Below are 26,193 nucleotides of genomic sequence, written 5' to 3'. Positions count from 1 at the left end.
AATTATTATGGCGAAAGAATTTGGTCGCCCGCAGCGCGTTTCTCAGGAATTGCAGAAAGAAATTGCCATTATCCTGCAGCGCGAAATTAAAGACCCGCGTCTGGGCATGATGACCACTGTTTCTGGGGTCGAAGTCTCCCGTGACCTGGCGTATGCCAAAGTATTTGTGACCTTCCTGAACGACAAAGACGAAGATGCCATCAAAGAAGGCATCAAAGTTCTGCAGGACGCGTCGGGCTATATCCGTACCCTGGTAGGTAAGGCAATGCGCCTGCGCATCGTGCCTGAGCTGACCTTCTTCTACGATAACTCGCTGGTTGAAGGGATGCGCATGTCTAACCTGGTTTCCAATGTCATCCGTCATGATGACGAACGTCGCGTGAATACGGACGACAGCAAGGAGGATTGATGAGTCGTCCTCGTCGTCGCGGTCGTGATATTCATGGCGTACTGTTGCTCGATAAGCCTCAGGGGCTTTCGTCCAACGACGCACTGCAAAAAGTAAAACGTCTTTATAACGCGAACCGCGCGGGTCATACCGGGGCGCTGGATCCTCTGGCGACCGGTATGCTGCCGATTTGTCTTGGTGAAGCGACGAAGTTCTCCCAGTACCTGCTGGACTCCGACAAACGTTATCGCGTGATTGCCAAACTTGGGCAGCGGACTGACACGTCAGATGCCGATGGCATTGTGGTCCAGGAGCGCCCAATTAGCTTTAGCGCCGAGCAGCTTGCTGCCGCATTGGAGAGCTTCCGCGGGGATACCGAGCAGGTTCCATCGATGTACTCTGCGCTTAAACATCAGGGTAAGCCCCTGTACGAATATGCGCGTGCGGGTATTGAAGTTGAACGCGAAGCTCGCCCAATTACGGTGTATGAGCTGTTGTTTATTCGCCATGAAGGGGATGAACTGGAGCTGGAAGTCCATTGCTCTAAGGGGACGTACATTCGTACGATCGTTGACGATCTCGGTGAAAAACTTGGCTGCGGAGCACATGTTATTTTCCTGCGTCGTCTGGCGGTAAGTAAATATCCGATTGAGCGCATGGTCACCCTGGAGCAGCTCAATGATCTGGTCGAACAGGCACATCGGCAGGAGCGTGAACCTGCTGACCTGTTGGATCCGCTACTGATGCCGATGGATAGCCCGGCTTCAGATTTTCCGCTGGTGAATTTGCTGCCTGAAGTTGCCGTCTACTTTAAAAACGGTAATCCAGTTCGGGTGGCAGGCGTTCAGGCCGAAGGGTTGGTGCGAGTCACCGAAGGCGAAGAGAAGAAATTCATCGGTATGGGTGAAATAGATGGCGAGGGCCGGGTTGCTCCGCGTCGTCTGGTCGTCGAATATCCCGTCTGACTTTTGCCGCTACCTTGCGGTAAAAGGGCGCTACAGGTAAAATAGCGCGGCTTAACGGCTGGCCGATTGTTTAACAAACGGTTCAGGCGTGCACTGGGGTTGCTGAATTAGAGATCGGCACCCTGTTTATTTATCTATAATGTTGGAGTTGAAAATGTCTCTAAGCGTTGAAGCTAAAGCTAAAATCGTTTCCGAGTTTGGTCGTGGTACTAACGACAGCGGTTCTACCGAAGTTCAGGTTGCACTGCTGACTGCTCAGATTAACCACCTGCAGGGTCACTTTGCAGAGCACAAAAAAGATCACCACAGCCGTCGTGGTCTGCTGCGTATGGTTTCTCAGCGTCGTAAACTGCTCGACTACCTGAAACGTAAAGATGTAGCACGTTACACTGGCCTGATCGAGCGCCTGGGTCTGCGTCGCTAGTTCTTGCGAGTTTCAGAAAAAGGGGCCTGTAAGGGCCCCTTTTTTCAACCAGACGGCAGCAATTCTATGGAAACTAATGTATTGTTGCTGAGTGTGATCTTTATTGCAGAGGTTCGCGCGGCTAATGAGAGGCTTTACCCGTCAAAGCGGGTTAGGATTGTCATTAGTCGCGAGGATGCGATGAAGGTCGGGTACCAACGGCGGCGCGTGAAGCCACGTGCTGCCCGTCATTTTAAAGGATCTTATTTTGCTGAATCCGATCGTTCGTAAATTCCAGTATGGCCAGCATACGGTCACGCTTGAAACCGGCATGATGGCTCGCCAGGCTACCGCTGCAGTAATGGTAAGCATGGATGACACCGCGGTATTCGTTACCGTTGTTGGCCAGAAAAAAGCCAAACCAGGGCAGGACTTCTTCCCGCTGACCGTTAACTATCAGGAGCGTACCTACGCTGCTGGTCGTATCCCAGGTAGCTTCTTCCGTCGTGAAGGCCGTCCAAGCGAAGGTGAAACCCTGATTGCGCGTCTGATTGACCGCCCGGTTCGCCCGCTGTTCCCTGAAGGTTTCGTCAACGAAGTGCAGGTTATCGCTACCGTTGTTTCCGTAAACCCACAGGTTCACCCTGATATCGTTGCCATGATCGGTGCTTCTGCTGCACTGAGCCTGTCCGGTATTCCGTTTAACGGTCCAATCGGTGCCGCTCGTGTTGGTTACATCAATGACCAGTACGTGCTGAACCCGACCGCTGAAGAGCTGAAAACCAGCAAGCTGGATCTGGTTGTTGCCGGTACCGAAAGCGCAGTGCTGATGGTTGAATCCGAAGCTGAACTGCTGAGCGAAGACCAGATGCTGGGTGCCGTTGTCTTCGGTCACGATCAGCAGCAGGTTGTTATCAAAGAAATCAACGCGCTGGTTGCCGAAGCAGGTAAACCACGTTGGGACTGGCAGCCTGAAGCGGTAAACGAAGCGCTGAATGCACGCGTTGCTGCACTGGCTGAATCCCGTCTGAGCGATGCTTACCGCATTACTGAGAAGCAAGAGCGTTATGCACAGGTTGACGTCATCAAAGCTGACGTTATCGCGACGCTGACCGCAGAAGACGAATCTCTGGACGCTGGCGAACTGTCTGACATTCTGCACGCTATCGAGAAAAACGTTGTTCGTAGCCGTATCCTGGCAGGCGAGCTGCGCATCGATGGCCGCGAAAAAGACATGATTCGTGGTCTGGACGTTCGCACTGGCGTTCTGCCGCGTACTCACGGTTCTGCACTGTTCACCCGTGGTGAAACTCAGGCGCTGGTCACCGCAACGCTGGGTACTGCACGTGACGCACAGACGCTGGACGAGCTGATGGGTGAGCGCACTGACAGCTTCCTGTTCCACTACAACTTCCCTCCGTACTCCGTAGGCGAGACCGGGATGGTTGGTTCGCCTAAGCGTCGTGAAATTGGTCACGGCCGTCTGGCGAAGCGTGGCGTGCTGGCCGTTATGCCAGAAGCGGATAAATTCCCGTACACCGTTCGTGTGGTTTCTGAAATCACCGAATCTAACGGTTCTTCTTCCATGGCCTCCGTGTGTGGTGCTTCTCTGGCACTGATGGACGCTGGTGTGCCAATCAAAGCCGCCGTTGCGGGTATCGCAATGGGCCTGGTGAAAGAAGGCGACAACTTCGTGGTTCTGTCCGACATTCTGGGTGACGAAGATCACCTGGGCGACATGGACTTCAAAGTAGCCGGTAGCCGTGAAGGTATCTCTGCGCTGCAGATGGATATCAAAATCGAAGGTATCACCCGCGAAATCATGCAGGTGGCTCTGAACCAGGCTAAGGGTGCGCGTCTGCACATTCTGGGCGTGATGGAACAGGCTATCGACGCACCTCGTGGCGATATCTCTGAGTTCGCACCACGTATTCACACCATCAAAATCAACCCAGACAAGATCAAAGACGTGATCGGTAAGGGCGGAGCTGTGATTCGTGCGCTGACCGAAGAAACCGGCACCACCATCGAAATCGAAGATGACGGTACAGTTAAAATCGCAGCGACCGACGGTGATAAAGCGAAACACGCTATCCGTCGTATCGAAGAGATCACCGCTGAAATCGAAGTGGGCCGTATCTACAACGGTAAAGTCACTCGTATCGTTGATTTCGGTGCGTTTGTTGCTATCGGCGGCGGTAAAGAAGGTCTGGTTCACATCTCTCAAATCGCTGACAAGCGCGTAGAGAAAGTGACTGACTATCTGCAGATGGGTCAGGAAGTTCCGGTGAAAGTACTGGAAGTTGACCGTCAGGGCCGCGTCCGTTTAAGCATTAAAGAAGCAACCGAGCAGTCTCCGGCAGAAGGTGCAGCACCAGCCGCGCCAGAAGCTGAGTAAGGTTTGCCAATTAAGCTCTCCATGGTGACATGGAGAGCTGTTTGTTACGGGACAGGATGTCTCGTTTGCAGCCGGGGGACAGGACGTTCATCCATTTGTTGTCTTCGGGAGTAGGAAATGAAGCCTTTTTTGCGCTGGTGTTTCGTTGCGACAGCTATCACGCTGGCCGGATGCAGCAACTCTGCCTGGCGTAAGAACGAAGTATTAGCGGTGCCATTGCAGCCTACGCTGCAGCAGGAAGTGATTCTGGCACGCATGGAACAAATACTTGCCAGTCGGGCTTTAACCGATGACGAACGCGCACAGCTTTTATATGAGCGCGGAGTGTTGTATGATAGCCTCGGTCTGAGGGCTCTGGCGCGGAATGATTTTTCACAAGCGCTGGCCATCCGTCCCGATATGCCTGAAGTATTCAATTACTTAGGCATTTATTTAACGCAGGCAGGCAATTTTGATGCTGCCTATGAAGCGTTTGATTCTGTACTTGAGCTTGATCCAACTTACAACTACGCGCACTTAAATCGCGGTATCGCCCTCTATTACGGTGGTCGTTATCGTTTAGCGCAAGATGATCTGCTGGCGTTTTATCAAGACGATCCCAACGATCCTTTCCGTAGCCTGTGGCTCTATATTGCTGAACGCAATTTGGACGAAAAACAGGCCAAAGTGGCGCTACAACAGCGTCTCGAGAAATCGGATAGAGAGCAATGGGGATGGAATATTGTCGAGTTCTACCTGGGCAACATTAGCGAAAAAGAGCTAATGGAACGCCTCAAGGCGGACGCAACGGATAACACCTCGCTCGCTGAGCATCTCAGTGAAACCAACTTCTATTTAGGTAAGTACTACCTAAGTCTGGGGGATAAGGACAGCGCCAAGGCACTGTTCAAGTTAGCGGTTGCTAACAACGTACACAACTACGTTGAGCATCGTTATGCATTGTTGGAATTAGCGCTCTTGGGCCAGGAGCAAGACGACCTGGCAGAATCGGACCAGCAATAGCTGACGAACAACGATCGTCCCATAAACTTTTTAACTAAAGTCATCACCTTCACGGGTGAGGGCGTTTTTGTTCGTTAATCAATCAAATTTGAGCCGGTTCACACTTTTCAATGAAAATTGCAGATCAATTTCACGATGAGTTACGTAGACTGGCCGCCATCAACGAGGCACATGTACTACATGACTGATATCATCGAAACCACTTTTTCTGATCTGGGGCTGCACGCCTCCATCATTCAGGCCCTGAACGATCTGGGCTACGAAAAGCCATCACCAATTCAGGCAGAATGTATTCCACATCTGCTGAATGGCCGCGACGTTCTGGGTATGGCCCAGACCGGTAGCGGTAAAACTGCAGCGTTCTCTCTGCCGCTGCTGAACAACCTCGATCCTGAGCTGAAAGCACCACAAATCCTGGTGCTGGCCCCGACCCGCGAACTGGCGGTTCAGGTTGCTGAAGCCATGACGGATTTCTCTAAACACATGCACGGCGTGAACGTTGTGGCCCTTTACGGCGGCCAGCGTTATGACGTGCAGCTGCGCGCTCTGCGTCAGGGTCCACAGATTGTTGTTGGTACTCCAGGGCGTCTGCTTGACCACCTGAAACGCGGTACCCTGAACCTGTCCGGCCTGAAAGGTCTGGTCCTGGATGAAGCGGATGAAATGCTGCGTATGGGCTTCATCGAAGACGTTGAAACCATCATGGCGCAGATCCCGGCTGAACATCAGACCGCGCTGTTCTCTGCCACCATGCCGGAAGCGATTCGTCGCATTACCCGTCGCTTCATGAAAGATCCTCAGGAAGTGCGTATTCAGTCCAGCGTGACTACTCGCCCGGACATCAGCCAGAGCTTCTGGTCTGTTTATGGCATGCGTAAAAACGAAGCGCTGGTTCGTTTCCTGGAAGCAGAAGACTTTGATGCGGCGATTATCTTCGTTCGTACCAAAAACGCGACCCTGGAAGTGGCTGAAGCGCTGGAGCGCAGCGGTTATAACAGTGCCGCGCTGAACGGGGACATGAACCAGGCGCTGCGTGAACAGACCCTGGAGCGCCTGAAAGATGGTCGTCTGGACATCCTGATCGCCACCGACGTTGCGGCCCGTGGCCTGGACGTGGAGCGTATCAGTCTGGTTGTTAACTACGACATCCCGATGGACTCTGAATCTTACGTTCACCGTATCGGCCGTACCGGTCGTGCTGGTCGTGCAGGCCGTGCGCTGCTGTTCGTTGAGAACCGCGAGCGTCGTCTGCTGCGCAACATCGAACGCACCATGAAGCTGACGATCCCTGAAGTAGAGCTGCCAAACGCAGATCTGCTGGGCGAGCGTCGTCTGGCTAAATTCGCCGCTAAAGTTCAGCAGCAGCTGGAAAGCAGCGATCTGGATCTGTACCGTGGCCTGCTGGCAAAAATTCAGCCTTCCGCTGAAGAAGAGCTGGACATCGAAACGCTGGCTGCAGCACTGCTGAAAATGGCTCAGGGTGAACGTCCTCTGATCCTGCCACCAGATGCACCGATGCGCCCACGTCGCGAATTCAAAGAGCGTGACGATCGCTTCGAACGTCGCGGCGACCGTAATGACCGTGGCCCACGTGGCGACCGTCCAGAGCGCGGTGGTGAAGATCGTCCACGTCGTGAACGTCGCGATGCTGGCGATATGGAACTGTATCGCATCGAAGTTGGCCGTGACGATGGCGTTGAAGTGCGTCACATCGTTGGCGCTATCGCTAACGAAGGCGACATCAGCAGCCGTTACATCGGTAACATCAAACTGTTCGGGACTCACTCCACCATCGAGCTGCCGAAAGGCATGCCGGGTGAAGTTCTGCAGCACTTTACCCGCACTCGTATTCTGAACAAGCCGATGAATATGCAGCTGCTGGGTGACGCGCAGCCTCGTCCAGAGCGCAGCGGCGAACGCCGTGGCGGTCGTGACGGTGGCCGTGGTTTCGGCGGCGAGCGTCGTGAAGGCGGTCGTGGTCCACGTCGCGAAGGCGCTGGTGCAGGTGCTGGTCGTAGCTTCAGCGGTGAACGCCGTGAAGGTGGCCGTGGCCCGCGTCGCGAAGACGGAGCTGCAACCGCACGTCGTCGCTTCGGTGATGCATAATTGACCTATAATCTGCCGTCTTATTTTTAAACGGCAGTGATAAAAGCCCCGGTTATTGCAATCGGGGTTTTTTTTATCCCCTTTGTACTCATGTACTGGTACAATGAGCCGCATAAGACAATTTCGTCATGCTCAGTTTTTCAGGGATTCGATATGACAACGTTAACCGCCCCCGGCACAAAGCCTTCGTTAATTGGCGGGGTGATGATCATCGGTGGAACAATCATTGGTGCAGGGATGTTTTCGCTCCCGGTGGTGATGTCGGGGGCCTGGTTCTTCTGGTCGCTGGCCGCGCTGGTCTTTACCTGGTTCTGTATGCTGCATTCCGGGCTGATGATCCTGGAGGCGAACCTGAACTACCGCATCGGTTCCAGCTTCGACACCATCACTAAAGACTTGCTGGGGCGCGGCTGGAATGCGATCAACGGCCTGTCGATTGCGTTTGTGCTTTATATCCTGACTTACGCCTATATTTCGGCCAGTGGCTCCATCCTGCACCATACGTTTTCGGAGATGTCGCTGGACGTGCCGGCTCGCCTGGCGGGGCTAGTCTTTGCGCTGGTGGTGGCGTTTATAGTCTGGCTGAGTACCAAAGCGGTTAGCCGCATGACGGCGATTGTGCTCGGCGCAAAAGTCATTACTTTCTTCCTGACCTTCGGCAGCCTGCTTGGGCACGTCACGCCAGCAACGCTATTTAACGTGGCGGAGAGCAATACCTCCTACACGCCCTATTTATTAATGACGCTGCCGTTTTGCCTGGCCTCTTTTGGCTATCACGGTAACGTGCCAAGCCTGATGAAGTATTACGGCAAAGATCCTCGCACCATTATTCGCTGCCTGGTTTACGGCACGCTGATGGCGCTGGGGCTGTATACCATCTGGCTGCTGGGCACGATGGGGAATATTCCACGCCCTGAGTTTATTGGTATCGCGGAGAAGGGCGGAAACATTGACGTGCTGGTGCAGGCGCTGAGCGGCGTGCTCAACAGCCGAAGCCTGGATCTGTTACTGGTGGTGTTCTCGAACTTTGCGGTGGCGAGTTCATTCCTCGGCGTCACGCTGGGGTTGTTCGATTACCTGGCGGATCTGTTTGGGTTTGACGATTCCGCAATGGGGCGTTTGAAAACGGCGCTGCTGACTTTCGCCCCGCCGATTGTCGGTGGCCTGCTGTGGCCGAACGGCTTCCTGTATGCGATTGGCTATGCGGGACTGGCGGCGACTATCTGGGCGGCCATTGTCCCTGCGCTGCTGGCGAGAAAATCACGTAAACGTTTCGGCAGCCCGAAATTCCGCGTCTGGGGTGGCAAGCCTATGATCGCCCTGATTCTGATCTTTGGCGTGGGCAATGCGCTGGTACACATCCTGTCTACCTTCGACGTCCTGCCGGTTTATAAATAAAGACTAACGGGCCCTCCGAGCCGGGAGGGCCCCACACGACGCTAGCCTAAAAGCTCTTCTTTCACCTGCATTGCCAAATCGAACGAACGTAAGCGCGCCTGATGATCGAAAATCTGGCCGTTAACCATTATTTCATCCGCTTCAGTTTCGCGCAGAACCGACTCCAGGCCGTGACGCACCTTCGCTTTATCCCCTACCAGAGACATGCTCAGCGCCTGCTGAACCCCATATTGCTCAGAGGCAGACCAAAGCTGATGCATATTCTCCACCGGCGGTGGAAGCTGGCCGGTTTCGCCGCGACGGAGGCGAACAAACGCCTGCTGCATGGAAGTAAACAGGAATTCGGCATCGCGGGTGCTGTCTGCCGCCACGATATTGATGCACACCATCGCATAAGGTTTTGCCAGCCGCTCGGACGGTTTGAAATTCTCGCGATAGAGTTGCAGCGCCCGGAACAGCATGTCTGGCGCAAAGTGCGAAGCAAAAGCAAACGGCAAGCCCAGCTGTGCCGCCAGTTGAGCGCCATACAGGCTGGAGCCTAACAGCCAGACCGGCACCTTTTCACCATAACCCGGCACGGGGCGCACATGCGGGTTCGGATCGCGGGCGTCAAACCAGTCCACCAGGTCAGCAACATCCCGGGGGAAGTTATCCACGTCGCCGCTCATATGGCGTCGCAGTGCTCTCATCGTCGGCTGATCGCTGCCCGGCGCACGGCCAAGCCCGAGATCGATTCGCCCAGGATAGAGCGCATTCAGGGTACCGAACTGCTCGGCAATCACCAGCGGGGAATGGTTTGGCAGCATCACGCCGCCGGAACCTAAATGCAGCGTGGTAGTATTCGCGGCCAGATAGCCAATCAGTACCGACGTGGCCGCGCTGGCAATACCAACCATATTGTGGTGTTCCGCCAACCAATAGCGGTGGTAGCCGCGCTTTTCAGCCAGCCGGGCGAGATCCAGAGAGTGGGAAAAAGCCTCCTGCGCCGAGGAGCCTTGAGGGATCGGTGCTAAATCCAGCACCGAGAAAGCAACATTTTTGTCAGTCATAACCGCTCACTTTTGTTACAGCGTAGTCATCAGATTGAAGGTCTTCTTCCAGCCTGGCGCAGGAATACCGCGCCGGCCAGAAAAGCTGCACTCTTAATAGTGCATTAAACGATGACCAAATTTGTTAACAAAGTGAGCTATTATCAGGCCCGAAGCTCCAGCCCGGCGACGCGTCGCCAGTAGCCGTTACAGTCGCTGCGGTTAGCCAGCGGCAGCGGCGCCCCGCCGTTTTCGTTGGCACGAAAGGCATTCAAAATATCCAGCGTCCCTAAGCCCATAGGCGACAGGCGAACGATATCCACCAGCCCTTTCATCGACGTCAGCTCATTGCCGAGGTTATAGACATAGCCGCTCATGGTCTGAATGCCGTTCAGCACAAAGACCTGTTGCTGCTCCTGAGAGCGCATATCCCGGCCATTGGGGTATTTAATGCAGCAAGTTTCGCATTCGTCCTTGGCGCGGTCTTCTGAGCGGGCGGTAAAGCAGCGGGCGGAATAAGCCAGCGGCAGATGGCCATAGCTCAGGACTTCCACTTCGAATTTGTCACGAATACCGAGCTCATCGCACTGGTTGAGCATATTGGCTAACCAGTCGCGGGAAAGCTCGACCGGCATACACCAGCGCATCATGCCTTGTTTTAATAGCAGGCGCAGCGTCACGGCGTTATAGCAGTTGAGCGCATGTCCGGCGACAAACGGCAGTTTGCGCTCGGCGGCCATATTCACGCTGCCGATATCATTGGCTTCAATCAGAAAGTCGCCGTTTTCTACATAGCGCTTCAGTTCACCCAATTCGGACGGAGCCTGCACCAGCGCGAGCGTGGAAAGCACCACCTGCTTGCCCTGGCCTGCGAGCATTTTCGCCATATCCAGCCAGTCGCCGACTTTGGTTGCCCGGCGCTTGCTGCATACCGCTTCGCCGAGGTAAATAACATCGGCCCGGCTTTTCGCCGCGGCCTGATAAAACTTTTCCAGCGTCTCTTTCGGCCAATAGTAAAGCACCGGCCCTAATGAATATTTCATGCTTTCCCCTACTGCCATTTGCGGTGATAGGCACCGAGCGTTGTTTGCGTGCCTTCGGCCATAGAACCCAGGGCCTCCATCCAGGCGGGCTGGGCCTGGTAGCCTTTAGGATCGGCCATGCAGCGATCGATGGCCTGGCGCCAGACTTTTGCCACCTGAGTAACATAAGCCGGACTGCGCTGGCGGCCCTCGATTTTCACCGACGCAATATTGGCGTTGAGCAACTCCGGCAGCAGTTCGAGCGTGTTAAGGCTGGTGGGTTCTTCCAGCGCGTGATAAGGCCTGTCGTCAACCAGATAACGCCCTTTGCAGAGGGTGGGATAGCCCGCATTTTCACCGTCTTGATAGCGGTCAATCAGCACATCGTTGAGGCGGGATTCCAGCCCCTGGGACGTCTGCTGCCAGCGTACAAAGCGGGCCGGAGAGCAGGCCCCCACGGTATTGGGCGACTCGCCGGTAAGGTAAGACGAAAGATAGCAACGCCCTTCCGCCATAATGCACAGGCTGCCAAAAGCGAAAACTTCCAGTGGCACTGGCGTGACGCGAGCGAGCTGTTTAACCTGATGAATGGAAAGCACGCGCGGTAGCACCACGCGGGCAACATCGAAGTGGCGATGATAGAACCGGATCGCTTCTTCATTGGTGGCCGAAGCCTGCACCGATACATGGCGCTCGATGTGTGGATAGCGTTCAGCGGCATATTCCAGCATGGCTAAATCCGCCAGGATCAGCGCATCGGCACCCAACTGGGCGGCCATATCAACCGCCCGCTGCCAGCGGGAGTAACCGTCCGGGTGGGCAAAAGTATTGATGGCAATATGCAGCTTACGGCCGCGAAGATGCACGTAGCTGACGGCTTCTTGCAGCTTTTTCTCGGTGAAATTAAGACCGGCAAAATGACGCGCATTGGTATCATCTTTCAGGCCGATGTACACCGCATCTGCACCGTTATCGATGGCCGCTTTCAACGCCGGAAGGTTTCCGGCTGGGCAAAGCAACTCCATATTTTATCCTGAATCATAGGGGGCATGAATATATGCCCGCGCTGCACAGGGACGGGCAGCAAAATTGTTAACGAACCGGGATTTTAGTTAACCTGTCGGCGACAATTTTTGATTTGGGGCAGAGAAAGGCGTATTGCTTAGTATCGCCGTCGCCAATTCAGCCCCGCCGCAACCTGCGGAATTGTTGATTTGGCGCGCCATCGGGAATTGTCGTTATGGCAAAATAGCGGCAAATCTTTTAAAGGAGCTAAACCCGTGTTCGATAAACTGCGTTCTCGCCTGGTTCAGGCTGGTCCTTCTTTGCTGCGGGTTCCGGTCAAGTTAACCCCCTTTGCCGTTAAGCGTCAGGTACTGGAGCAGGTGCTGGGCTGGCAGTTCCGTCAGGCTCTGCAGGATGGCGAGCTGGACTTTCTGGCAGGCCGCTGGCTAAGTATTGAAGTGCGCGATCTGGGCCTGAAGTGGTTTACTTCCGTTGAGGACAATAAGCTGCTGGTGTGCGACGATGCACCTGCAGATGTGAGCTTTAGCGCTGAGGCCAACGATCTGTTGCTGATCGCCGCTCGCAAGCAGGATCCTGATACTCTGTTTTTCCAGCGTCGTCTGGTCATTGAGGGCGACACGGAACTCGGGTTATATGTGAAGAATCTAATGGATGCCATTGAGCTGGATATCATGCCTAAACCGCTGCGTATCCTGCTATTACAGCTGGCTGATTTTGTTGAGGCGGGTTTGAAACACAACGCCGCCCCTGAAAGTAATTCGATAGGTGAGCCATGTTAATTCGTGTAGAAATTCCCATTGATGCTCCCGGCATCGACGCGCTGCTGCGCCGTTCCTTTGAAGGTGACGGCGAAGCTGAGCTGGTGAAAGCGCTGCGGGAAGACGGGCTGTTAACGCTGGGCCTCGTCGCCACCGACGATGAAGGGCAGGTGATTGGCTACGTGGCCTTCAGCCCGGTCGCGGTAGAAGGTGAAGAGCTACAGTGGGTGGGGCTTGCGCCGCTGGCGGTAGATGAGTCGGTTCGCGGGCAGGGCATTGCCAAACAGCTGGTATACGAAGGGCTGGATTCTCTGAATGAGTTTGGCTATGCCGCCGTGGTCACGCTGGGCTCGCCGGAAATGTACGGTCATCTTGGTTTCCAGCCAGCGGCCCGTTACGGTCTGCGCTGCCGCTGGCCTGGCACCGAAGCGGCATTCCAGGTTCATCCGCTGGCGGATGATGCCCTGAACGGCGTCAGTGGCCTGGTGGAGTATTCTGACCACTTCAACACCGTTTAGCGAGTTTCCCCTTGAAGGCTTGCGAGCAGGTCTTCAAGGGCTATCTTTCCCGCCACCAGCCGCTCTTTCTCGGCCTTGCTCAACTGTTTAATTCGGTATTCGGCCCGCAGCGCCAGCGACCGGTTTCCCACCACCTGGCTAAACACCAAATCCAGCACCCCTTTACCGCGCAGCGCCTTGGCTCCTTTCCCTGACTGATGCTGGGCAAAGCGGCGAGCTACGTCGGTGGTAATGCCGGTATAAAGGCGGTTATCGGGGCAGCGAATTAAATAGAGATACCAGGAAGTCATAGGACGGGCGCATAATTAACATTTGTCGCAGAGTAACACTGTTCAGGATGACGATGGAATCACTCAATGCCATCAGCCGCTGGCTGACAAAACAACATGTTCTGAGCTACTGCGTGGGCAGTGGGCACTCGCTTTGGTGTGCGAACGCGTTTTACATTTTCGACCCGGAACGCGTGGCCTTTTATCTGCTGAGCGAAACTTCATCCCGCCACGGCGAGCTGATTGGGGAGCAGGCCCCGGTAGCCGGGACGATAAACGGCCAGCCCAAAACCGTGGCGCTTATCCGCGGCGTGCAGTTCCGGGGGGAAATTCGGCTGTTGGCGGCAGAAGAAGCGGCTGACTTCCGTATTCGTTACCTGAAGCGTTTCCCGATAGCCAAAGTCATGTCGGCTCCGATGTGGGAAATTCGGCTGGATGAGCTAAAAATGACGGACAACACGCTCGGCTTCGGGAAAAAGCTACACTGGCTACGTGACGAGTAAATTAATTCTCAGGAGGCAGTATGAGTCGTGTTCTGATCGTCGGCGCCACGGGGCTTGTGGGCGGCCATTTGCTCCGCCTGCTTAGTCAGGACTCGCGCATCACCTCGATTGTGGCACCCACCCGCCGCCCGCTGCCGGTAGCGCTGAACAAAGTTGTTAATCCTCACGATCCGCAGCTTTCGGACGCCCTTGCACAAGTCACGGAACCGGTTGATCTCGTCTTTTGTTGCCTGGGGACAACGCTTCGTGAGGCAGGCAGCAAAGAAGCTTTTATCCTCGTCGATTACACGCTGGTGGTGGACACCGCTCTTACGGGCCAGCGGCTTGGGGCAAAACAGATGCTGGTGGTCAGCGCGCTGGGAGCGAACAGCCGCTCGCCGTTTTTCTACAACCGCGTGAAGGGCGAAATGGAAGATGCGTTGATAGCGCAAAACTGGCCGCGTCTGACTATTGCCCGCCCCTCAATGCTGCTGGGGCATCGTCAGGCCCGTCGCTTAAACGAAGTCGTCATGCTGCCGATTTTTAAAATGCTGCCCGGCAATCTCAAGGCTATCGAATCGCTGGATGTGGCAAAAGCCCTGCTTTTCGAGGCGTTCAACCCCGTTTGGGAAGGCGTGACGATTCTCAGCTCAGGTCAACTGCGTGAATTAGCCGCGCAATCTTCTGGTGCTTAATCTTTCCCATCGCGCCCGCCGTGCATAATATGGCACGATAAATACTTATCTCGCTAATCAATTTCAGGAAAACGGCTATGCCACTTTCTTCTTCATCTACACCCGAAGCCCGTCCGTTTCCCTGGTGGAAGCCTGCGCTATTTTTCCTGGTACTGATCGCCGGGCTTTGGTACGTAAAATGGCAGCCATATTACGGCAAAGCCTTTACCGCCGCAGACACTCACAGCATCGGCAAATCTATCCTTGCCCAGGCGGATGCGAACCCGTTCAAAGCCGCGCTGGATTATGCGATGGTCTATTTTCTGGCCGTCTGGAAAGCGGCGGTACTGGGCGTCATTCTGGGATCGTTAATACAGGTACTCATTCCCCGCGACTGGCTGCTGCGTACCCTGGGGCAACAGTGTTTGCGTGGGACGTTCTTCGGTACGTTGTTTTCACTGCCCGGCATGATGTGTACCTGCTGCGCTGCACCGGTGACGGCGGGCATGCGTCGCCAGTCAGTTTCCATGGGCGGGGCGCTAGCCTTTTGGATGGGGAACCCGCTACTGAACCCCGCGACGCTGGTCTTTATGGGATTTGTGCTGGGCTGGCAGTTTGCTTTGGTGCGGTTAGTCGCGGGCCTGGCGACGGTTTTCGGTGTGGCTTTGCTCGTGCAGCGCTGGGTAAAAGATAAGCCGCAAATCATTGAACCAGTCCCTGCCGTTAGCCGTTCGACAGAAGACGGTGCTTTCCTTATTCGCTGGGGAAAAGCACTGTGGCAGCTCTTCTGGAGCACAATCCCTGTCTATATCCTTGCCGTGCTGGTGCTTGGCGCCGCACGTGTCTGGCTGTTCCCCCATGCTGATGGGGTGGTTAGCAATACCCTGTTTTGGGTTATTGCCATGGCGGTTGTCGGCTGCCTGTTCGTGATCCCTACTGCAGCAGAAATTCCTATCGTGCAAACCATGATGCTGGCGGGGATGGGCACGGCGCCGGCGTTGGCGCTGTTGATTACGCTCCCGGCGGTCAGCCTGCCGTCGCTGATCATGCTGCATAAAGCTTTCCCGGCTAAAGCCTTGTGGCTCACCGGTGGGCTGGTAGCGCTAAGCGGCATTATTGTTGGAAGTCTGGCGCTTGTTTGACATTATTTCCTAGTTGCTGATAAATAAAAGCCACGTAGTACGTGGCTTTTTAATGATAAAGACACACCACTAAATAATTGAGAAGATAGTTGTCAAATGTTCAAGGCTAAATATTAAAAGGATTGCAGGTAATCAATATATCCTTTAGCACTTTTTTCCAACTGCTGATCTGACACTTCATATTCAGCGCCATAAAATGCGTAGAATGGCTGATAATCTGCTTCGACATATTTTGCTGTCATTTCAAACGGCAGAAGTATTTCCTGTAATGAATGCTGATAGCGCCCGTCACGGGAAAAATCCTCCTCTTTGATACCGGCGCTTACCGCCAGAGCGAACTTACGGCCTCTGAGCTTATGCCCGCTGGTAGAGCCGTAGGCCCAGCCATAGGTAAAGACCTCATCCAGCCACTGTTTTAACAACGGAGGACTGTTAAACCAGTACAACGGAAATTGCAGAATAATTTTATCGTGCTGTTCAATCAGTTTTTGCTCGCGCTCCACATCAATAACGCCATCAGGATAAGCCTGATAAAGATTGTGGACGGTATATAACTCTGGATGATTTTCTAATTCGCTGACCCAACGCTTATTAATTTTAGACTCATTAATATTCGGATGAATAACAACAATTAATGCCTTCATGGTTTATTCCTCTTGAGATGACTGCTCATCGGCGTTTATTTGATGTTTGCATCATAGGGAGCTTTAAATTAAAGTACAATACTGTCATTGTTGATATGTACTATACCAAAGGATAGTGTGATGAGTGAAAAAGCTGTGCCGGATTCCTGCGCATTTATGGGCGACACGGGCTTTGCCTACACGCTGTCGCTGGTGAATGGGAAATATAAAATGATCATTCTCTATGCGCTGGCGGAACATAAGCCGGTGATTCGTTTCAACGAGCTCAAACGCTGCATTGAAACTATTTCTTTCAGAACGCTCAGCCTGACGCTGAAAGAGCTGGAGAGTGACGGGCTGATTATTCGGGACGAATACCCGCAAATTCCACCCAAGGTGGAGTACAGCCTTTCAGAGCGCGGTAAGTCGCTGATCCCGGTGCTGGATATGATGTGTGAATGGGGAAACGTGCATCGCCATGATGTGATGAAGTGAAGCTTCCCGCAGGCTGGCGGGAAGCCTGATTTTAACGCAGGTGATGAACGACCTGGTTGCTGCTGCCGCGCCAGATAAGCGCCGGATCTTTTAAATCCTGAACAAACTTGCCGTCCACCAGGACGTTGATTAACGCCACTACTTCCTGCTGCGCGGTGTTCAGCTCATCAAGCTTGTACCCCGTCCACACCCAGATGTCCTTGCCCGGGCATTCGGCACGCACGCGTTTCACCAGCTTTAGAATCTCCGGCACGTTCTGCGGATGCAGCGGATCGCCGCCTGAAAGCGAGATCCCCTGGCGCTTAACGCGGGTATCGTTCAGGTCGGCAATAATGCGGTCGGCCATTTCTGCGGTAAACGGCATGCCCGAGTTCACGCGCCAGGTGCTTTTGTTGTAGCAGCCGGGGCATTCATGCACGCAGCCTGAGACAAATAGCGTGCAGCGTGTGCCGGGACCGTTGACGATGTCGACGGGGTAGTATTGATGGTAATTCATAGTATTGGCCTGATTGGCCTCACCCCGACCCTCTCCCAAAGGAGAGGGAGAAAACCAGCGTGGGGCGTAACTATATACACAAATAGTCCCCTCTCCTTGAATCGAGGGAGAAAACGAGCGCGCGGCGTAAGTATTTGCACAGACAGTCCCCTCTCTCCTTAGGGGTGAGGGGATTTCGCTTTATGGCTTAACCGATCTGCCCGTTACCCAGGTGCTTCACGCGACGCTTAACTTCTTCCTGCTTGCCGGCGTTGAAAGGACGTGCATCCGGGCTGCCGAGATAACCGCAAACCCGGCGAGTGACGGACACGCGCGCCGCATCATGGTTACCGCATTTCGGGCAGGTAAAGCCTTTGCTGGTGCATTCGAACTCGCCGGTGTAGCCGCACTCGTAGCATTCATCGATTGGCGTATTGGTGCCGTAGTAAGGCACATGCTTGTAGCTGTAATCCCACACGTCTTCGAGCGCCCGCAGGTTATGCTGGATGTTTGGGTATTCGCCGTAGCAAATGAAGCCGCCGTTAGCCAGTGGTGGATACGGTGCCTCGAAGTCGATTTTGTCGTAAGGATTTACCTTTTTCTCCACGTCGAGGTGGAAGCTGTTGGTGTAGTAGCCTTTATCCGTCACGCCAGGCACGACGCCGAATTCGGCGGTATCCAGACGGCAGAAGCGGTCGCACAGATTCTCACTTGGCGTGCTGTAAAGGCTAAAGCCGTAGCCGGTTTCTTCTTTCCAGCTGTCGGTGGCTTCGCGCAGGCGAGCCACAATGGCAACGGCTTTCTCGCGAAGGGCTTCGCTGTCGTACACATGCTGGTTACCGAACAGGGCATTCACCGTTTCATGGATGCCGATGTAGCCCAGGGAAATAGACGCCCGGCCATTTTTAAAGATCTCAGACACGTCGTCATCGGCCTTCAGGCGCACGCCGCAGGCGCCTTCCATATAAAGAATAGGGGCCACGCGAGCTTTGACGCCTTCCAGGCGGGCAATGCGGGTCATCAGCGCTTTACGCGCCAGTTGTAAACGATCGTCCAGCAGTTTCCAGAAGGTGATTTCATCCCCTTTGGCTTCCAGCGCAATGCGCGGCAGGTTCAGGCTGATCACGCCGAGGTTGTTACGCCCGTCGTGGATCTGCTCGCCGTTTTCTTCATATACGCCGAGGAAGCTGCGGCAGCCCATTGGCGTTTTAAACGATCCGGTCACTTTCACTACCTGATCGTAATTAAGAATGTCCGGGTACATGCGTTTGGACGCGCATTCCAGCGCCAGCTGCTTAATGTCGTAGTTGGCGTCGCCGAACTTATGATTCAGGCCGTCCTTGATTGCAAAGACCAGTTTTGGGAACACCGCGGTCTTGCGATTTTTACCCAGCCCGGCGATGCGGTTGCGCAGAATCGAGGTCTGGATCAGGCGTGATTCCCAGCTGGTACCGAGGCCAAACCCAAAGGTGACAAACGGCGTCTGCCCGTTGGCGGTGTGCAGGGTATTCACTTCATATTCAAGGGACTGGAAGGCGTCGTAGCACTCTTTCTCGGTGCGGGAGTGTGCGTATTCCTCAGCATTGGGGATCTGCCACTCTTCGGCAATTTTACGGTGCTTATTAAAACTTTCTGTGACAAACGGGGCCAGCACTTCGTCGATACGGTTAATGGTGGTTCCGCCGTAAATGTGGCTGGCAACCTGGGCGATGATCTGCGCCGTAACCGCCGTTGCGGTAGAGATAGATTTCGGCGGTTCGATCTCGGCGTTACCCATTTTAAAGCCGTGGGTCAGCATGCCTTTGAGATCGATAAGCATGCAGTTGAACATCGGGAAAAACGGAGAATAGTCGAGATCGTGATAGTGAATATCGCCGCGCTCGTGTGCGAGCACCACGTCGCGCGGCAGCAGGTGCTGTTTGGCGTAGTGCTTGGCGACAATCCCGGCCAGCAGGTCGCGCTGGGTTGGGATTACTTTACTGTCTTTGTTGGCGTTCTCGTTAAGCAGGGCGGAGTTAGTCTGCTCAACCAGGCCGCGAATTTCCTGGTTCAGGCGGCCACGCTTCTCGCGCTCAATATCACGGTCATGGCGGTACTCAATATAGGCGCGCGCCAGCTGCTTGTAATTTCCGGCCATAAGCTGGTTTTCCACGGCGACCTGGATCTCGCCGATGTCGACCTGGCTGCGGCCGGCCATCTGCTGACTGACGACATCTGCGACGGTGGCGCAATAGTCCGCGTCATCGACTCCCGCTGCTTTAGCTGCACGCAGAATGGCTTCTCTGATGCGCTCTGAAGTGAAAGGTACTTTGCACCCGTCTCTTTTCATCACATGCGGTGTCATGATTTCTCCATTTATTTTTAGGTTATCCACAAAGGGCTGGGCGTATTCGGCGGCGTGTAGCCATTTGTCCTGTCAAAATTTCCCGAAAGTGAGCCCTTTTTATCCACAGATAATCCCCAAACTTATCCTGAGGATGCTGTCGTTATCGTAGTCGATAAATACAACATGTAGGGCCGGGATGCATTCTAAATTCTATATATAGTGATTTGCATCAAACATGTTTGCGATTTTATTGATGCAGGACAAAGTAAATCAGGGGCAGTAGAAATGGCGGGCGTTGCCTATTGGAGGGAAATTATCCGATTAATTTTTCGTATAAATATTCTACAAATACCCGAATCTTTGGCGGGATTTTTCCTCCGGCATACTTTACCCAGAGCTGCTGCGGCTCGGTGGCCGAATCCTGCAAAATTGCCTGTAATTTTCCTTCGGCTATAGGACGGGTGAGATACCAGTCGGCGAGATAAACGATCCCCATGTCGGACAGCGCGGCATCCACCAGCGAATCCGGCGAAGTGGAGATAAACCAGGCTGAAGGTTCGTCAAACAGCGTTTCGTTATTCATCCATTGCTGAAGGCGCCCGGTGCCGGAGTTACGGTGGATGAGGCAGCGATGCTTAGCGAGATCTTCCGGCGTTTGTGGTGTTCCGTGCTCTGCTAAATAGGCCGGTGAAGCCGCTGCAATCATTTTCGCGGTATACAGCTCGCGCGCCACCACGCGATTATCTCTTACCGTGCGGTGGCCGATGGCCACGTCTATGCGCTCGCCAATGAGGTTGACGCTGCGGGCTTCCATCGACATCTCAAAGCGAATCAGAGGATAGCGCCGCTGGAATTCGGCCAGGATCGGCATCAGGCAATGGCGGCCAAAGCCAGGGATCACGCTGACGCGCAGCAACCCTGAAGGTTCCGCATCGGGGTTAACCAGCGCCTGGTTCAGCGCCTGCCAAAGCGGTGCGACCTCATCGCGTAACGCAGTGCCTTCTTCGGTCAGCACCACAAAGTGCGTATTGCGCACAAAGAGCACGATGCCCAGCCGCTGTTCAAGCTGGCGAATACTTTTGCTCACCGCCGCGGGCGTAATACCCAGCTGACGGGCTGCCTCGGAAAAACTCTCGCAGTCTGCCGCCGCCAGAAAAGCGGGAATGAGCCGATGAACGTCTGCGGAAAGCATCATGCTTGTAACCTTTAGTTGAAACAGATGTGCCATGTTATGGACTACAGGTAAGCCCTGTCATCTGAAAAGATAGCCTCATCCCAAAAATGAGGTCTGAAAGATGAATAAAATATTAGTGCTGGCGGCACATCGCGCCCCTGAAGAATCCCGTATTAATCGCGCTGGCGTTACGGCCCTGAAAAGTATCGCAGGCGTAACCGTGCACGAGCTTAAGCGTGAGTACCCGGATCACCAGATTGACGTTGAGCGTGAACAGGCGCTGCTGGTGGAACATGATGCGATTGTGCTGATGTTCCCGTTCTGGTGGTACAGCTCCCCGGCAATCCTCAAGGACTGGCAGGATCAGGTGCTAACCTTTGGCTTTGCCTACGGGACTAACGGCACCGCGCTGCACGGCAAAAAGCTGATGGTGATGACGTCGACGGGCGGTGCGGCAGAAGCTTATCGTGCAGGCGGTGCAAACCGCTACACGGTGGAGGAGCTGCTGCTGCCGTTCCACGCGATGGCGAACAAGACCGGTATGATCTGGCAGACGCCTGCGCTTATTCAGGGAGCGAATACGATTACGGAAGCGCTGATCGATGAGGGCGTTAACGGCTGGCTAAGCCGGATTCAGGCGCTGAAAGGGTGATTTTGACCCTCACCCTAACCCTCTCCCAGAGGGAGAGGGAATAAAAATGTCCCGCCGCCTGTTTTCTCCCTCTCCCAGAGGAAGAGGTAATAAAAATGTCCCACCGCCTGTTTTCTCCCTCTCCCAGAGGAAGAGGGAATAAAAATGTCCCGCCGCCTGTTTTCTCCCTCTCCCAGAGGAAGAGGGAATAAAAATGTCCCACCGCCTGTTTTCTCCCTCTCCCTGTGGGGAGAGGGCCGGGGTGAGGGGCATTTTTCCAGACTAACGCTTAATCCAGTACACCGCTTCAAACGGCCTCAGGCTCATCTCCGCAGGCTTCGGTGCGGCATCAGCATAGTTGCTCATCAGCACTTCCCATTCGCCTTCGTGCCCTTCCAGCTGCAGCCATTGCGCTTCCGCGCTAAGGTTCGCGGCAACCACCAGCGTCTGGCCTTCATGTTGACGGCTGTAGCTCCACACCAGCGGGTGCTCCGGCAGCAGATCCTGATAATTGCCCCAGGTCAGCACCGGCTCCGTCTTACGCAGCTTGATCAATTGCTGGTAGGTATAGAAGACCGACTCTTTGTCTTCCCGCGCTGCTTCAGCGTTGACAGTCTGGTAGTTATCGCACAGCCCAATCCACGGTGTACCTTCGCTAAAGCCTGCATTACTGCCTGCATCCCATTGCATAGGCGTGCGGCTGTTATCGCGTGACTTGCTGGCGAGAATAGCCATCAGCGTGTCGCTGTCGCGCCCAAGGGTTCGCAGCTCGGCAAACATATTGAGGCTTTCTACGTCGCGGTACTGATCGATGCTGGAGAAATGCGGGTTGGTCATCCCAATCTCTTCTCCCTGATAGATGTACGGCGTGCCTTGCATACCGTGCAGAACCATCGCCAGCATCTTCGCAGAGGTGGTTCGCAGCTCGCCTTCGTGGCCAAAACGGGAAACTATGCGCGGCTGGTCGTGGTTACACCAGAACAGCGCGTTCCAGGCGACGTTATGCATACCCTGTTGCCAGTGGTTGAAGATGGACTTCAGCTCCACGTAGTCAGGTTTTGCCAGCGTCCATTTCTCACCGCCAGGATAATCCACCTTGAGGTGATGGAAGTTAAAGGTCATCGACAGCTCGCTGCCGTCGAGGGCACCGTATTTCTGGCAGTTATCCAGCGAGGTGGAGGACATCTCGCCGACGGTCATCAGGCCAAGCGGCTTAAAGGCATCGCGGCTGAATTCCCGCAGGTACTCGTGAACCCGTGGGCCATCGGTGTAAAAACGACGCCCGTCACCGCCGTTCACGTCATTTGGGAACGTCTGATCTTTTGATACCAGGTTAATCACGTCGAGACGCAGGCCGTCCACGCCGCGGTTGGCCCAGAACTCGCAAACCTTTTTCAGCTCGGCGCGAACCGTCGGGTTTTCCCAGTTGAGGTCTGCCTGCTCAGGCGCGAAAAGGTGCAGGTAGTATTGCCCGGTCTCCGCCTGCCACTGCCAGGCATTGCCGCCAAACTTCGAACGCCAGTTGTTCGGCAGAATATCCGGCGTGCCGTCGCGCCAGATATAGAACTCGCGGTACGGGCTGTGTTTATCCTGCGCCTGCTTGAACCAACCGTGCTCCGTAGAAGTGTGGTTAAACACCATATCCAGCACCAGGCGAATACCGCGCTGGTGGGCTTCGGCAACCAGCAAATCAAAATCTTCCAGCGTGCCGTAAGTCGGATCTATCGCACAGTAGTCAGCGACATCGTAGCCGTTATCTATCTGAGGCGAGACGTAAAACGGCGTCAGCCAAATGGCATCTACGCCCAGCGTCTTGAGGTAATCCAGACGTTTAATCACGCCCTTCAGATCGCCGGTACCGCTGCCGGTCGTATCCTGGAAACTCTTCGGGTAAATCTGGTAGATGACGCCGTTTTGCCACCACGGAGGAGTGATATTCATAGCGAGTTCCTGCTAGCTGAAGGGGCGGAATTGCCCCATAAACTGATGACAAACTTCGGCAGTAGAAAGAACCGTAAGTGCCATCAAAAATAAATAAGGAAAATCAACGGGCTGATTTTCAGCTGATAACCCACAAAGCGAGAAAAAGTCACTTTGCTCTGACGAAAAGGGGGGGCATTTCTGCCCCCGGTCAATCTCACTACACCACCAGCAGCGTGCCCTGGCGGAATTTACGTTTGTAGACGATAGAGGTCAGGATAATCGGCACAATCACCGCGATAACAATCGCAATGGCGTAGACGCCCCAGAACTTAGGCTGAATGGACAGGATGCCCGGCAGACCGCCGACGCCAATCCCGTTCGCCATCACGCCGTTCAGGCCGCACAGCAGGCCAGCCAGGCCGGAACCGACCATTGCACACAGCATCGGGAAGTGGTACTTCAGGTTGATCCCGTACATGGCCGGCTCGGTCACGCCGAGGTAGGCAGAAATGGCCGCCGGGACGGAGATTTCACGTTCGTTCTGCTTGCGGCTACAGATAATGATGCCGACAACCGCAGATGCCTGTGCGATGTTGGACAGCGCAATCAGTGGCCAAACCGGTGTCCCGCCCAGGCTCTGGATCATCTGCATGTCGATGGCGAGCGTGGTCTGGTGAACGCCGGTAATCACCAATGGTGCATACAGGAAACCAAACAGCGCGGCGCCAATAGGGGCGAAGCTGCCGGTCATCAGGTGGCGAACAGCGAACGCCACGCCGTCGCCGATCATACGGCCAAACGGCCCGATGACGGTGTGCGCCAGGAAGACTGCCAGGATCAGAGAACATACCGGCACGATAACCAGATAAAGGTAATCTGGCACGATGCGTTTCATTCGCGTTTCAATGAAGCCGAGTGCCAGGCCTGCCAGCAACGCAGGGATAACCTGCGCCTGGTAACCGACTTTCTCAATGGTGAACCAGCCGAAGTTCCACACTTCCGGGATCTTGGTGCCCAGCTCGTAAGCGTTCATCAGCTGCGGGGAGACCAGCGTAACGCCCAGCACGATGCCGAGGATCGGTGTGCCGCCCATTTTCTTCACCGCAGACCAGCAAATGCCCACTGGCAAATAGAAGAAGATCGCTTCACCAATCAGCCACAGGAAGTCATACACGGTTTTCAGCGCCGGGTACATCTGGGCAAGGGTTTCCCCGTTGCTCATCGGCAGGTCGCCAATGACGTTACGGAAGCCGAGGATCAAACCCCCGCTGATCAGCGCTGGCAGCAGCGGGAAGAAGATCTCTGCAAAGTGAGAGATCAGCTGCTCGTGCCATTTCATGTTTTGACGAGCCGCCGTTTTGGCCTGCTCTTTGTCGGCGGAGTCCAGCCCTGTAGTGGCAATCAGCGCTTTGTAGTAATCATCCACATCGGTACCGATAACCACCTGGAACTGACCGGCATTGGTAAAGCAGCCTTTCACCATCGGCAGGTTTTCGATCTCTTTAGGATGGGCATTTTCGGGATGGTTAAGCACAAAACGCAGTCGGGTAATGCAGTGGCTGACGGTGGCGATATTCTCGCGTCCGCCAACCAGTTCGATCAGTTTGTCGATGTCTTGTTGTTTTACTTTGCTCATAAGTAACACCCTGGGTAGGAGGTAATGACCTGTTGTAAGGGTAGCCAGGTTTCTAATTTGCGAAAATGGGAACGTTCCCGAAATCGGGCGAAGATCACAAAATCCCGTTCAGGGGAGGTTTTATTGCAGGTGACTAGGGATGACGATCTGCCGCAGCTGTTGGCTTTGAGAAATCTGCCCGATCAGCTGCAAGGCCGCGGCGCGACCGGCTTCGGCGTAGCCTGGGTCAACGGTGATGATTTCAGGGTGCAAGAATTTCATCAGCGGCGTGTTCCCCACGCTCGCCAGTTGAATATCGCTGCGGTTTTGCTGCTGGAGGTATTTGCTTGCGCCCAGCGCCAGGGTATCGGTGGCGCACAGCAGAGCGGTGGTTTTTGGGGTCAGGACTTCAACTACATGCTCGTAGCCTTGCTTCATCGCCAGGCCGGGCAAGGCGGCATTCGGAACAATATCGTGGTCACGGCAAAAAGCGAGATAGGCATGGTGACGGCGGTAACCGGTGGTAACGTCGCCGTGCGGCACGCCCAGGAAGCTGATATCGCGGTGGCCCTGCTGATAAAGCGTAGACATCAGGATGTGAATTGAGCCTTCATCGTCATAACACACCGAAGCGAAGCCGCTGGCATCGCGCGCCATCAGTACCAGCGTGGAACGCCACGGCTGCAGCACTTTCTCGTTGATACCCGTGAAGCCGAACAGAATCACGCCGTCGATATTACGGCGGCGCAGCATGCCGAGATGCTCCTCAACCATCTCTGGTGAGAACTGGCTTTCCATCATGATCGGGTCATAGCCCTGCTCGTAAAGACAAGGCAGCATGGTTTGCACCGCCAGATTTTCCGACAGGGAGTCCAGGCGGGTCACGATAATGGCGACGACTTTGTCGCTTTGCCCGCGCATCGCACGCGCCGAGCGGGAGGGAGAAAACTCATGCTGCTGCATTACCGCTTCAACCCGTTCCCGCGTGCGGGCGCTGACGCCGCTTTCATTGTTCAATACGCGAGAGACGGTAGATTTCCCCACGCCGCTCAGGCGGGCAATATCTTTGATGGTAAGGCGACTTTGCATGGCAGTTCTTTTCCCTGGAGGTCACGGTGCAAATTGGCTGGTTAGACAATGGCGGCTGGCCCTTTTCCCTTTGGGACACGAATGCAGTGATTGTCACTCGTTTGCCACCAACCTGTAATCCGGATTATTTAGAATATACTTACCAGGATTAAAATTTTAACGCTCTATCCCGTTCCCGATATGGGCAAAATCTGGTTTACAGACGGTTTAGTTTTACGGGCGTAGTATACCTGGCATTCTCATTATGCCAGAAGGCGTAATGC

Annotated in this window: 26 protein-coding genes; 15 read left to right on the top strand and 11 right to left on the bottom strand. The window is 54.6% G+C overall.

The features are described 5' to 3' along the window. Positions 1-7 precede the first annotated feature (7 nt). The 8 genes from rbfA (at position 8) to mtr (ending at position 8,660) form a co-directional block, all read left to right on the top strand. Complete coding sequence (rbfA, locus tag LH86_RS02710; RefSeq protein WP_008454782.1) at positions 8-409, top strand: 30S ribosome-binding factor RbfA; 402 nt, start codon at positions 8-10, stop codon at positions 407-409. Next, complete coding sequence (gene truB / locus LH86_RS02705) at positions 409-1,353, top strand: tRNA pseudouridine(55) synthase TruB (protein ID WP_039298150.1); 945 nt, start codon at positions 409-411, stop codon at positions 1,351-1,353. Before rbfA ends, truB begins: the two co-directional genes overlap by 1 nt. Before the next feature lie 154 nt (positions 1,354-1,507). Next, positions 1,508-1,777 (top strand): 30S ribosomal protein S15, encoded by a 270-nt coding sequence (gene rpsO / locus LH86_RS02700; protein WP_008454776.1) that lies wholly within the window; start codon positions 1,508-1,510, stop codon positions 1,775-1,777. Positions 1,778-2,024: 247 nt separating this feature from the next. Continuing rightward, positions 2,025-4,154: a polyribonucleotide nucleotidyltransferase gene (pnp, locus tag LH86_RS02695; RefSeq protein ID WP_039298148.1), complete on the top strand. Its 2,130-nt coding sequence runs from the start codon at positions 2,025-2,027 to the stop codon at positions 4,152-4,154. 117 nt (positions 4,155-4,271) lie between these two features. Beyond that, positions 4,272-5,156, top strand: coding sequence for a lipoprotein NlpI (gene nlpI / locus LH86_RS02690; RefSeq protein ID WP_008454770.1), 885 nt, complete (start codon positions 4,272-4,274; stop codon positions 5,154-5,156). A 110-nt stretch (positions 5,157-5,266) separates the two neighbouring features. Beyond that, positions 5,267-5,344, top strand: a complete 78-nt coding sequence (yrbN, locus tag LH86_RS22530; protein WP_099458804.1) for a protein YrbN — start codon at positions 5,267-5,269, stop codon at positions 5,342-5,344. Beyond that, the gene (locus LH86_RS02685) at positions 5,337-7,262 is read left to right on the top strand and encodes a DEAD/DEAH family ATP-dependent RNA helicase (RefSeq protein ID WP_039298146.1); all 1,926 of its coding nucleotides are present in this window, start codon (positions 5,337-5,339) and stop codon (positions 7,260-7,262) included. Before yrbN ends, LH86_RS02685 begins: the two co-directional genes overlap by 8 nt. 153 nt (positions 7,263-7,415) lie before the next feature. Continuing rightward, positions 7,416-8,660: a tryptophan permease gene (gene mtr / locus LH86_RS02680; RefSeq protein ID WP_039298144.1), complete on the top strand. Its 1,245-nt coding sequence runs from the start codon at positions 7,416-7,418 to the stop codon at positions 8,658-8,660. Positions 8,661-8,701: 41 nt separating this feature from the next. Here mtr and LH86_RS02675 read toward each other — a convergent pair whose 3' ends face one another. The 3 genes from LH86_RS02675 to ubiU all read right to left on the bottom strand — a co-directional run bounded on the left by LH86_RS02675 (position 8,702) and on the right by ubiU (position 11,735). Next, entirely contained in the window at positions 8,702-9,709 is a 1,008-nt protein-coding gene (locus LH86_RS02675) for a luciferase-like monooxygenase (RefSeq protein WP_039298141.1), read from the bottom strand. A gap of 143 nt (positions 9,710-9,852) precedes the next feature. Continuing rightward, entirely contained in the window at positions 9,853-10,731 is an 879-nt protein-coding gene (locus LH86_RS02670) for a U32 family peptidase (protein WP_156107003.1), read from the bottom strand. Between the two features lie 8 nt (positions 10,732-10,739). Then, on the bottom strand, positions 10,740-11,735 hold the full coding sequence (gene ubiU, locus LH86_RS02665; RefSeq protein WP_039298137.1) for a ubiquinone anaerobic biosynthesis protein UbiU: 996 nt from the start codon (positions 11,733-11,735) through the stop codon (positions 10,740-10,742). 255 nt (positions 11,736-11,990) lie between these two features. Between ubiU and ubiT the strand changes: the two genes are divergently transcribed. Beyond that, positions 11,991-12,515, top strand: a complete 525-nt coding sequence (gene ubiT / locus LH86_RS02660; RefSeq protein ID WP_039298135.1) for a ubiquinone anaerobic biosynthesis accessory factor UbiT — start codon at positions 11,991-11,993, stop codon at positions 12,513-12,515. Further along, a complete protein-coding gene (locus LH86_RS02655) occupies positions 12,509-13,012 on the top strand; it encodes a GNAT family N-acetyltransferase (RefSeq protein WP_039298133.1) in 504 nt (167 codons plus the stop codon). Before ubiT ends, LH86_RS02655 begins: the two co-directional genes overlap by 7 nt. Here LH86_RS02655 and LH86_RS02650 read toward each other — a convergent pair. Next, positions 13,009-13,302, bottom strand: coding sequence for a GIY-YIG nuclease family protein (locus LH86_RS02650; RefSeq protein ID WP_039298131.1), 294 nt, complete (start codon positions 13,300-13,302; stop codon positions 13,009-13,011). The genes LH86_RS02655 and LH86_RS02650 overlap by 4 nt on opposite strands. Before the next feature lie 53 nt (positions 13,303-13,355). On the opposite strand from LH86_RS02650, the gene LH86_RS02645 reads away from it, so the two are divergent. The 3 genes from LH86_RS02645 (at position 13,356) to LH86_RS02635 (ending at position 15,579) form a co-directional block, all read left to right on the top strand. Continuing rightward, positions 13,356-13,784, top strand: coding sequence for a YhbP family protein (locus LH86_RS02645; protein WP_039298129.1), 429 nt, complete (start codon positions 13,356-13,358; stop codon positions 13,782-13,784). A gap of 20 nt (positions 13,785-13,804) precedes the next feature. Further along, positions 13,805-14,458: an NAD(P)H-binding protein gene (locus LH86_RS02640; protein ID WP_039298127.1), complete on the top strand. Its 654-nt coding sequence runs from the start codon at positions 13,805-13,807 to the stop codon at positions 14,456-14,458. 77 nt (positions 14,459-14,535) lie between these two features. Next, positions 14,536-15,579 (top strand): permease, encoded by a 1,044-nt coding sequence (locus LH86_RS02635; protein WP_039298125.1) that lies wholly within the window; start codon positions 14,536-14,538, stop codon positions 15,577-15,579. Positions 15,580-15,692: 113 nt separating this feature from the next. Here the strand turns inward: LH86_RS02635 and LH86_RS02630 are convergent, their stop codons facing one another. Then, positions 15,693-16,223: an NAD(P)H-dependent oxidoreductase gene (locus tag LH86_RS02630; RefSeq protein ID WP_039298123.1), complete on the bottom strand. Its 531-nt coding sequence runs from the start codon at positions 16,221-16,223 to the stop codon at positions 15,693-15,695. 120 nt (positions 16,224-16,343) lie between these two features. On the opposite strand from LH86_RS02630, the gene LH86_RS02625 reads away from it, so the two are divergent. Then, positions 16,344-16,697, top strand: a complete 354-nt coding sequence (locus tag LH86_RS02625; RefSeq protein ID WP_052045540.1) for a winged helix-turn-helix transcriptional regulator — start codon at positions 16,344-16,346, stop codon at positions 16,695-16,697. A 31-nt stretch (positions 16,698-16,728) separates the two neighbouring features. On the opposite strand, the gene nrdG is transcribed toward LH86_RS02625, so the two are convergent. The 3 genes from nrdG to LH86_RS02610 form a co-directional block, all read right to left on the bottom strand. Then, positions 16,729-17,193, bottom strand: a complete 465-nt coding sequence (gene nrdG, locus LH86_RS02620; RefSeq protein ID WP_039298122.1) for an anaerobic ribonucleoside-triphosphate reductase-activating protein — start codon at positions 17,191-17,193, stop codon at positions 16,729-16,731. Between the two features lie 187 nt (positions 17,194-17,380). Continuing rightward, positions 17,381-19,516, bottom strand: coding sequence for an anaerobic ribonucleoside-triphosphate reductase (gene nrdD / locus LH86_RS02615; protein WP_039298120.1), 2,136 nt, complete (start codon positions 19,514-19,516; stop codon positions 17,381-17,383). A 295-nt stretch (positions 19,517-19,811) separates the two neighbouring features. After that, positions 19,812-20,693: a LysR family transcriptional regulator gene (locus tag LH86_RS02610; RefSeq protein ID WP_039298118.1), complete on the bottom strand. Its 882-nt coding sequence runs from the start codon at positions 20,691-20,693 to the stop codon at positions 19,812-19,814. A 100-nt stretch (positions 20,694-20,793) separates the two neighbouring features. On the opposite strand from LH86_RS02610, the gene LH86_RS02605 reads away from it, so the two are divergent. Further along, on the top strand, positions 20,794-21,324 hold the full coding sequence (locus LH86_RS02605; protein WP_039298116.1) for an NAD(P)H-dependent oxidoreductase: 531 nt from the start codon (positions 20,794-20,796) through the stop codon (positions 21,322-21,324). A 261-nt stretch (positions 21,325-21,585) separates the two neighbouring features. On the opposite strand, the gene treC is transcribed toward LH86_RS02605, so the two are convergent. The 3 genes from treC to treR form a co-directional block, all read right to left on the bottom strand. Then, entirely contained in the window at positions 21,586-23,244 is a 1,659-nt protein-coding gene (gene treC, locus LH86_RS02600) for an alpha,alpha-phosphotrehalase (RefSeq protein ID WP_039298114.1), read from the bottom strand. Positions 23,245-23,443: 199 nt separating this feature from the next. Further along, a complete protein-coding gene (treB, locus tag LH86_RS02595) occupies positions 23,444-24,862 on the bottom strand; it encodes a PTS trehalose transporter subunit IIBC (RefSeq protein WP_008454726.1) in 1,419 nt (472 codons plus the stop codon). A 120-nt stretch (positions 24,863-24,982) separates the two neighbouring features. Next, complete coding sequence (treR, locus tag LH86_RS02590; protein ID WP_039298112.1) at positions 24,983-25,930, bottom strand: trehalose operon repressor TreR; 948 nt, start codon at positions 25,928-25,930, stop codon at positions 24,983-24,985. Positions 25,931-26,193 lie beyond the last annotated feature (263 nt).

Origin of the sequence: Cedecea neteri, assembly GCF_000758325.1 — a bacterium.
Classification (GTDB): Bacteria; Pseudomonadota; Gammaproteobacteria; order Enterobacterales; family Enterobacteriaceae; genus Cedecea; species Cedecea neteri_B.
The sequence above is the reverse complement of the archived record's forward strand: the minus strand, read 5'-3'. Positions and strand labels throughout refer to the sequence as shown.

What these genes read in the sequence shown, in the direction of transcription:
- rbfA (WP_008454782.1), top strand. Translation starts at nt 8, where the DNA reads ATGGCGAAAGAATTTGGTCGCCCGCAGCGCGTTTCTCAGGAATTGCAG.
- truB (WP_039298150.1), top strand. Translation starts at nt 409, where the DNA reads ATGAGTCGTCCTCGTCGTCGCGGTCGTGATATTCATGGCGTACTGTTG.
- rpsO (WP_008454776.1), top strand. Translation starts at nt 1,508, where the DNA reads ATGTCTCTAAGCGTTGAAGCTAAAGCTAAAATCGTTTCCGAGTTTGGT.
- nlpI (WP_008454770.1), top strand. Translation starts at nt 4,272, where the DNA reads ATGAAGCCTTTTTTGCGCTGGTGTTTCGTTGCGACAGCTATCACGCTG.
- yrbN (WP_099458804.1), top strand. Translation starts at nt 5,267, where the DNA reads ATGAAAATTGCAGATCAATTTCACGATGAGTTACGTAGACTGGCCGCC.
- LH86_RS02685 (WP_039298146.1), top strand. Translation starts at nt 5,337, where the DNA reads ATGACTGATATCATCGAAACCACTTTTTCTGATCTGGGGCTGCACGCC.
- mtr (WP_039298144.1), top strand. Translation starts at nt 7,416, where the DNA reads ATGACAACGTTAACCGCCCCCGGCACAAAGCCTTCGTTAATTGGCGGG.
- LH86_RS02675 (WP_039298141.1), bottom strand. Translation starts at nt 9,709, where the DNA reads ATGACTGACAAAAATGTTGCTTTCTCGGTGCTGGATTTAGCACCGATC.
- LH86_RS02670 (WP_156107003.1), bottom strand. Translation starts at nt 10,731, where the DNA reads ATGAAATATTCATTAGGGCCGGTGCTTTACTATTGGCCGAAAGAGACG.
- ubiU (WP_039298137.1), bottom strand. Translation starts at nt 11,735, where the DNA reads ATGGAGTTGCTTTGCCCAGCCGGAAACCTTCCGGCGTTGAAAGCGGCC.
- LH86_RS02655 (WP_039298133.1), top strand. Translation starts at nt 12,509, where the DNA reads ATGTTAATTCGTGTAGAAATTCCCATTGATGCTCCCGGCATCGACGCG.
- LH86_RS02650 (WP_039298131.1), bottom strand. Translation starts at nt 13,302, where the DNA reads ATGACTTCCTGGTATCTCTATTTAATTCGCTGCCCCGATAACCGCCTT.
- LH86_RS02645 (WP_039298129.1), top strand. Translation starts at nt 13,356, where the DNA reads ATGGAATCACTCAATGCCATCAGCCGCTGGCTGACAAAACAACATGTT.
- LH86_RS02640 (WP_039298127.1), top strand. Translation starts at nt 13,805, where the DNA reads ATGAGTCGTGTTCTGATCGTCGGCGCCACGGGGCTTGTGGGCGGCCAT.
- LH86_RS02635 (WP_039298125.1), top strand. Translation starts at nt 14,536, where the DNA reads ATGCCACTTTCTTCTTCATCTACACCCGAAGCCCGTCCGTTTCCCTGG.
- LH86_RS02630 (WP_039298123.1), bottom strand. Translation starts at nt 16,223, where the DNA reads ATGAAGGCATTAATTGTTGTTATTCATCCGAATATTAATGAGTCTAAA.
- LH86_RS02625 (WP_052045540.1), top strand. Translation starts at nt 16,344, where the DNA reads ATGAGTGAAAAAGCTGTGCCGGATTCCTGCGCATTTATGGGCGACACG.
- nrdG (WP_039298122.1), bottom strand. Translation starts at nt 17,193, where the DNA reads ATGAATTACCATCAATACTACCCCGTCGACATCGTCAACGGTCCCGGC.
- nrdD (WP_039298120.1), bottom strand. Translation starts at nt 19,516, where the DNA reads ATGACACCGCATGTGATGAAAAGAGACGGGTGCAAAGTACCTTTCACT.
- LH86_RS02610 (WP_039298118.1), bottom strand. Translation starts at nt 20,693, where the DNA reads ATGATGCTTTCCGCAGACGTTCATCGGCTCATTCCCGCTTTTCTGGCG.
- LH86_RS02605 (WP_039298116.1), top strand. Translation starts at nt 20,794, where the DNA reads ATGAATAAAATATTAGTGCTGGCGGCACATCGCGCCCCTGAAGAATCC.
- treC (WP_039298114.1), bottom strand. Translation starts at nt 23,244, where the DNA reads ATGAATATCACTCCTCCGTGGTGGCAAAACGGCGTCATCTACCAGATT.
- treB (WP_008454726.1), bottom strand. Translation starts at nt 24,862, where the DNA reads ATGAGCAAAGTAAAACAACAAGACATCGACAAACTGATCGAACTGGTT.
- treR (WP_039298112.1), bottom strand. Translation starts at nt 25,930, where the DNA reads ATGCAAAGTCGCCTTACCATCAAAGATATTGCCCGCCTGAGCGGCGTG.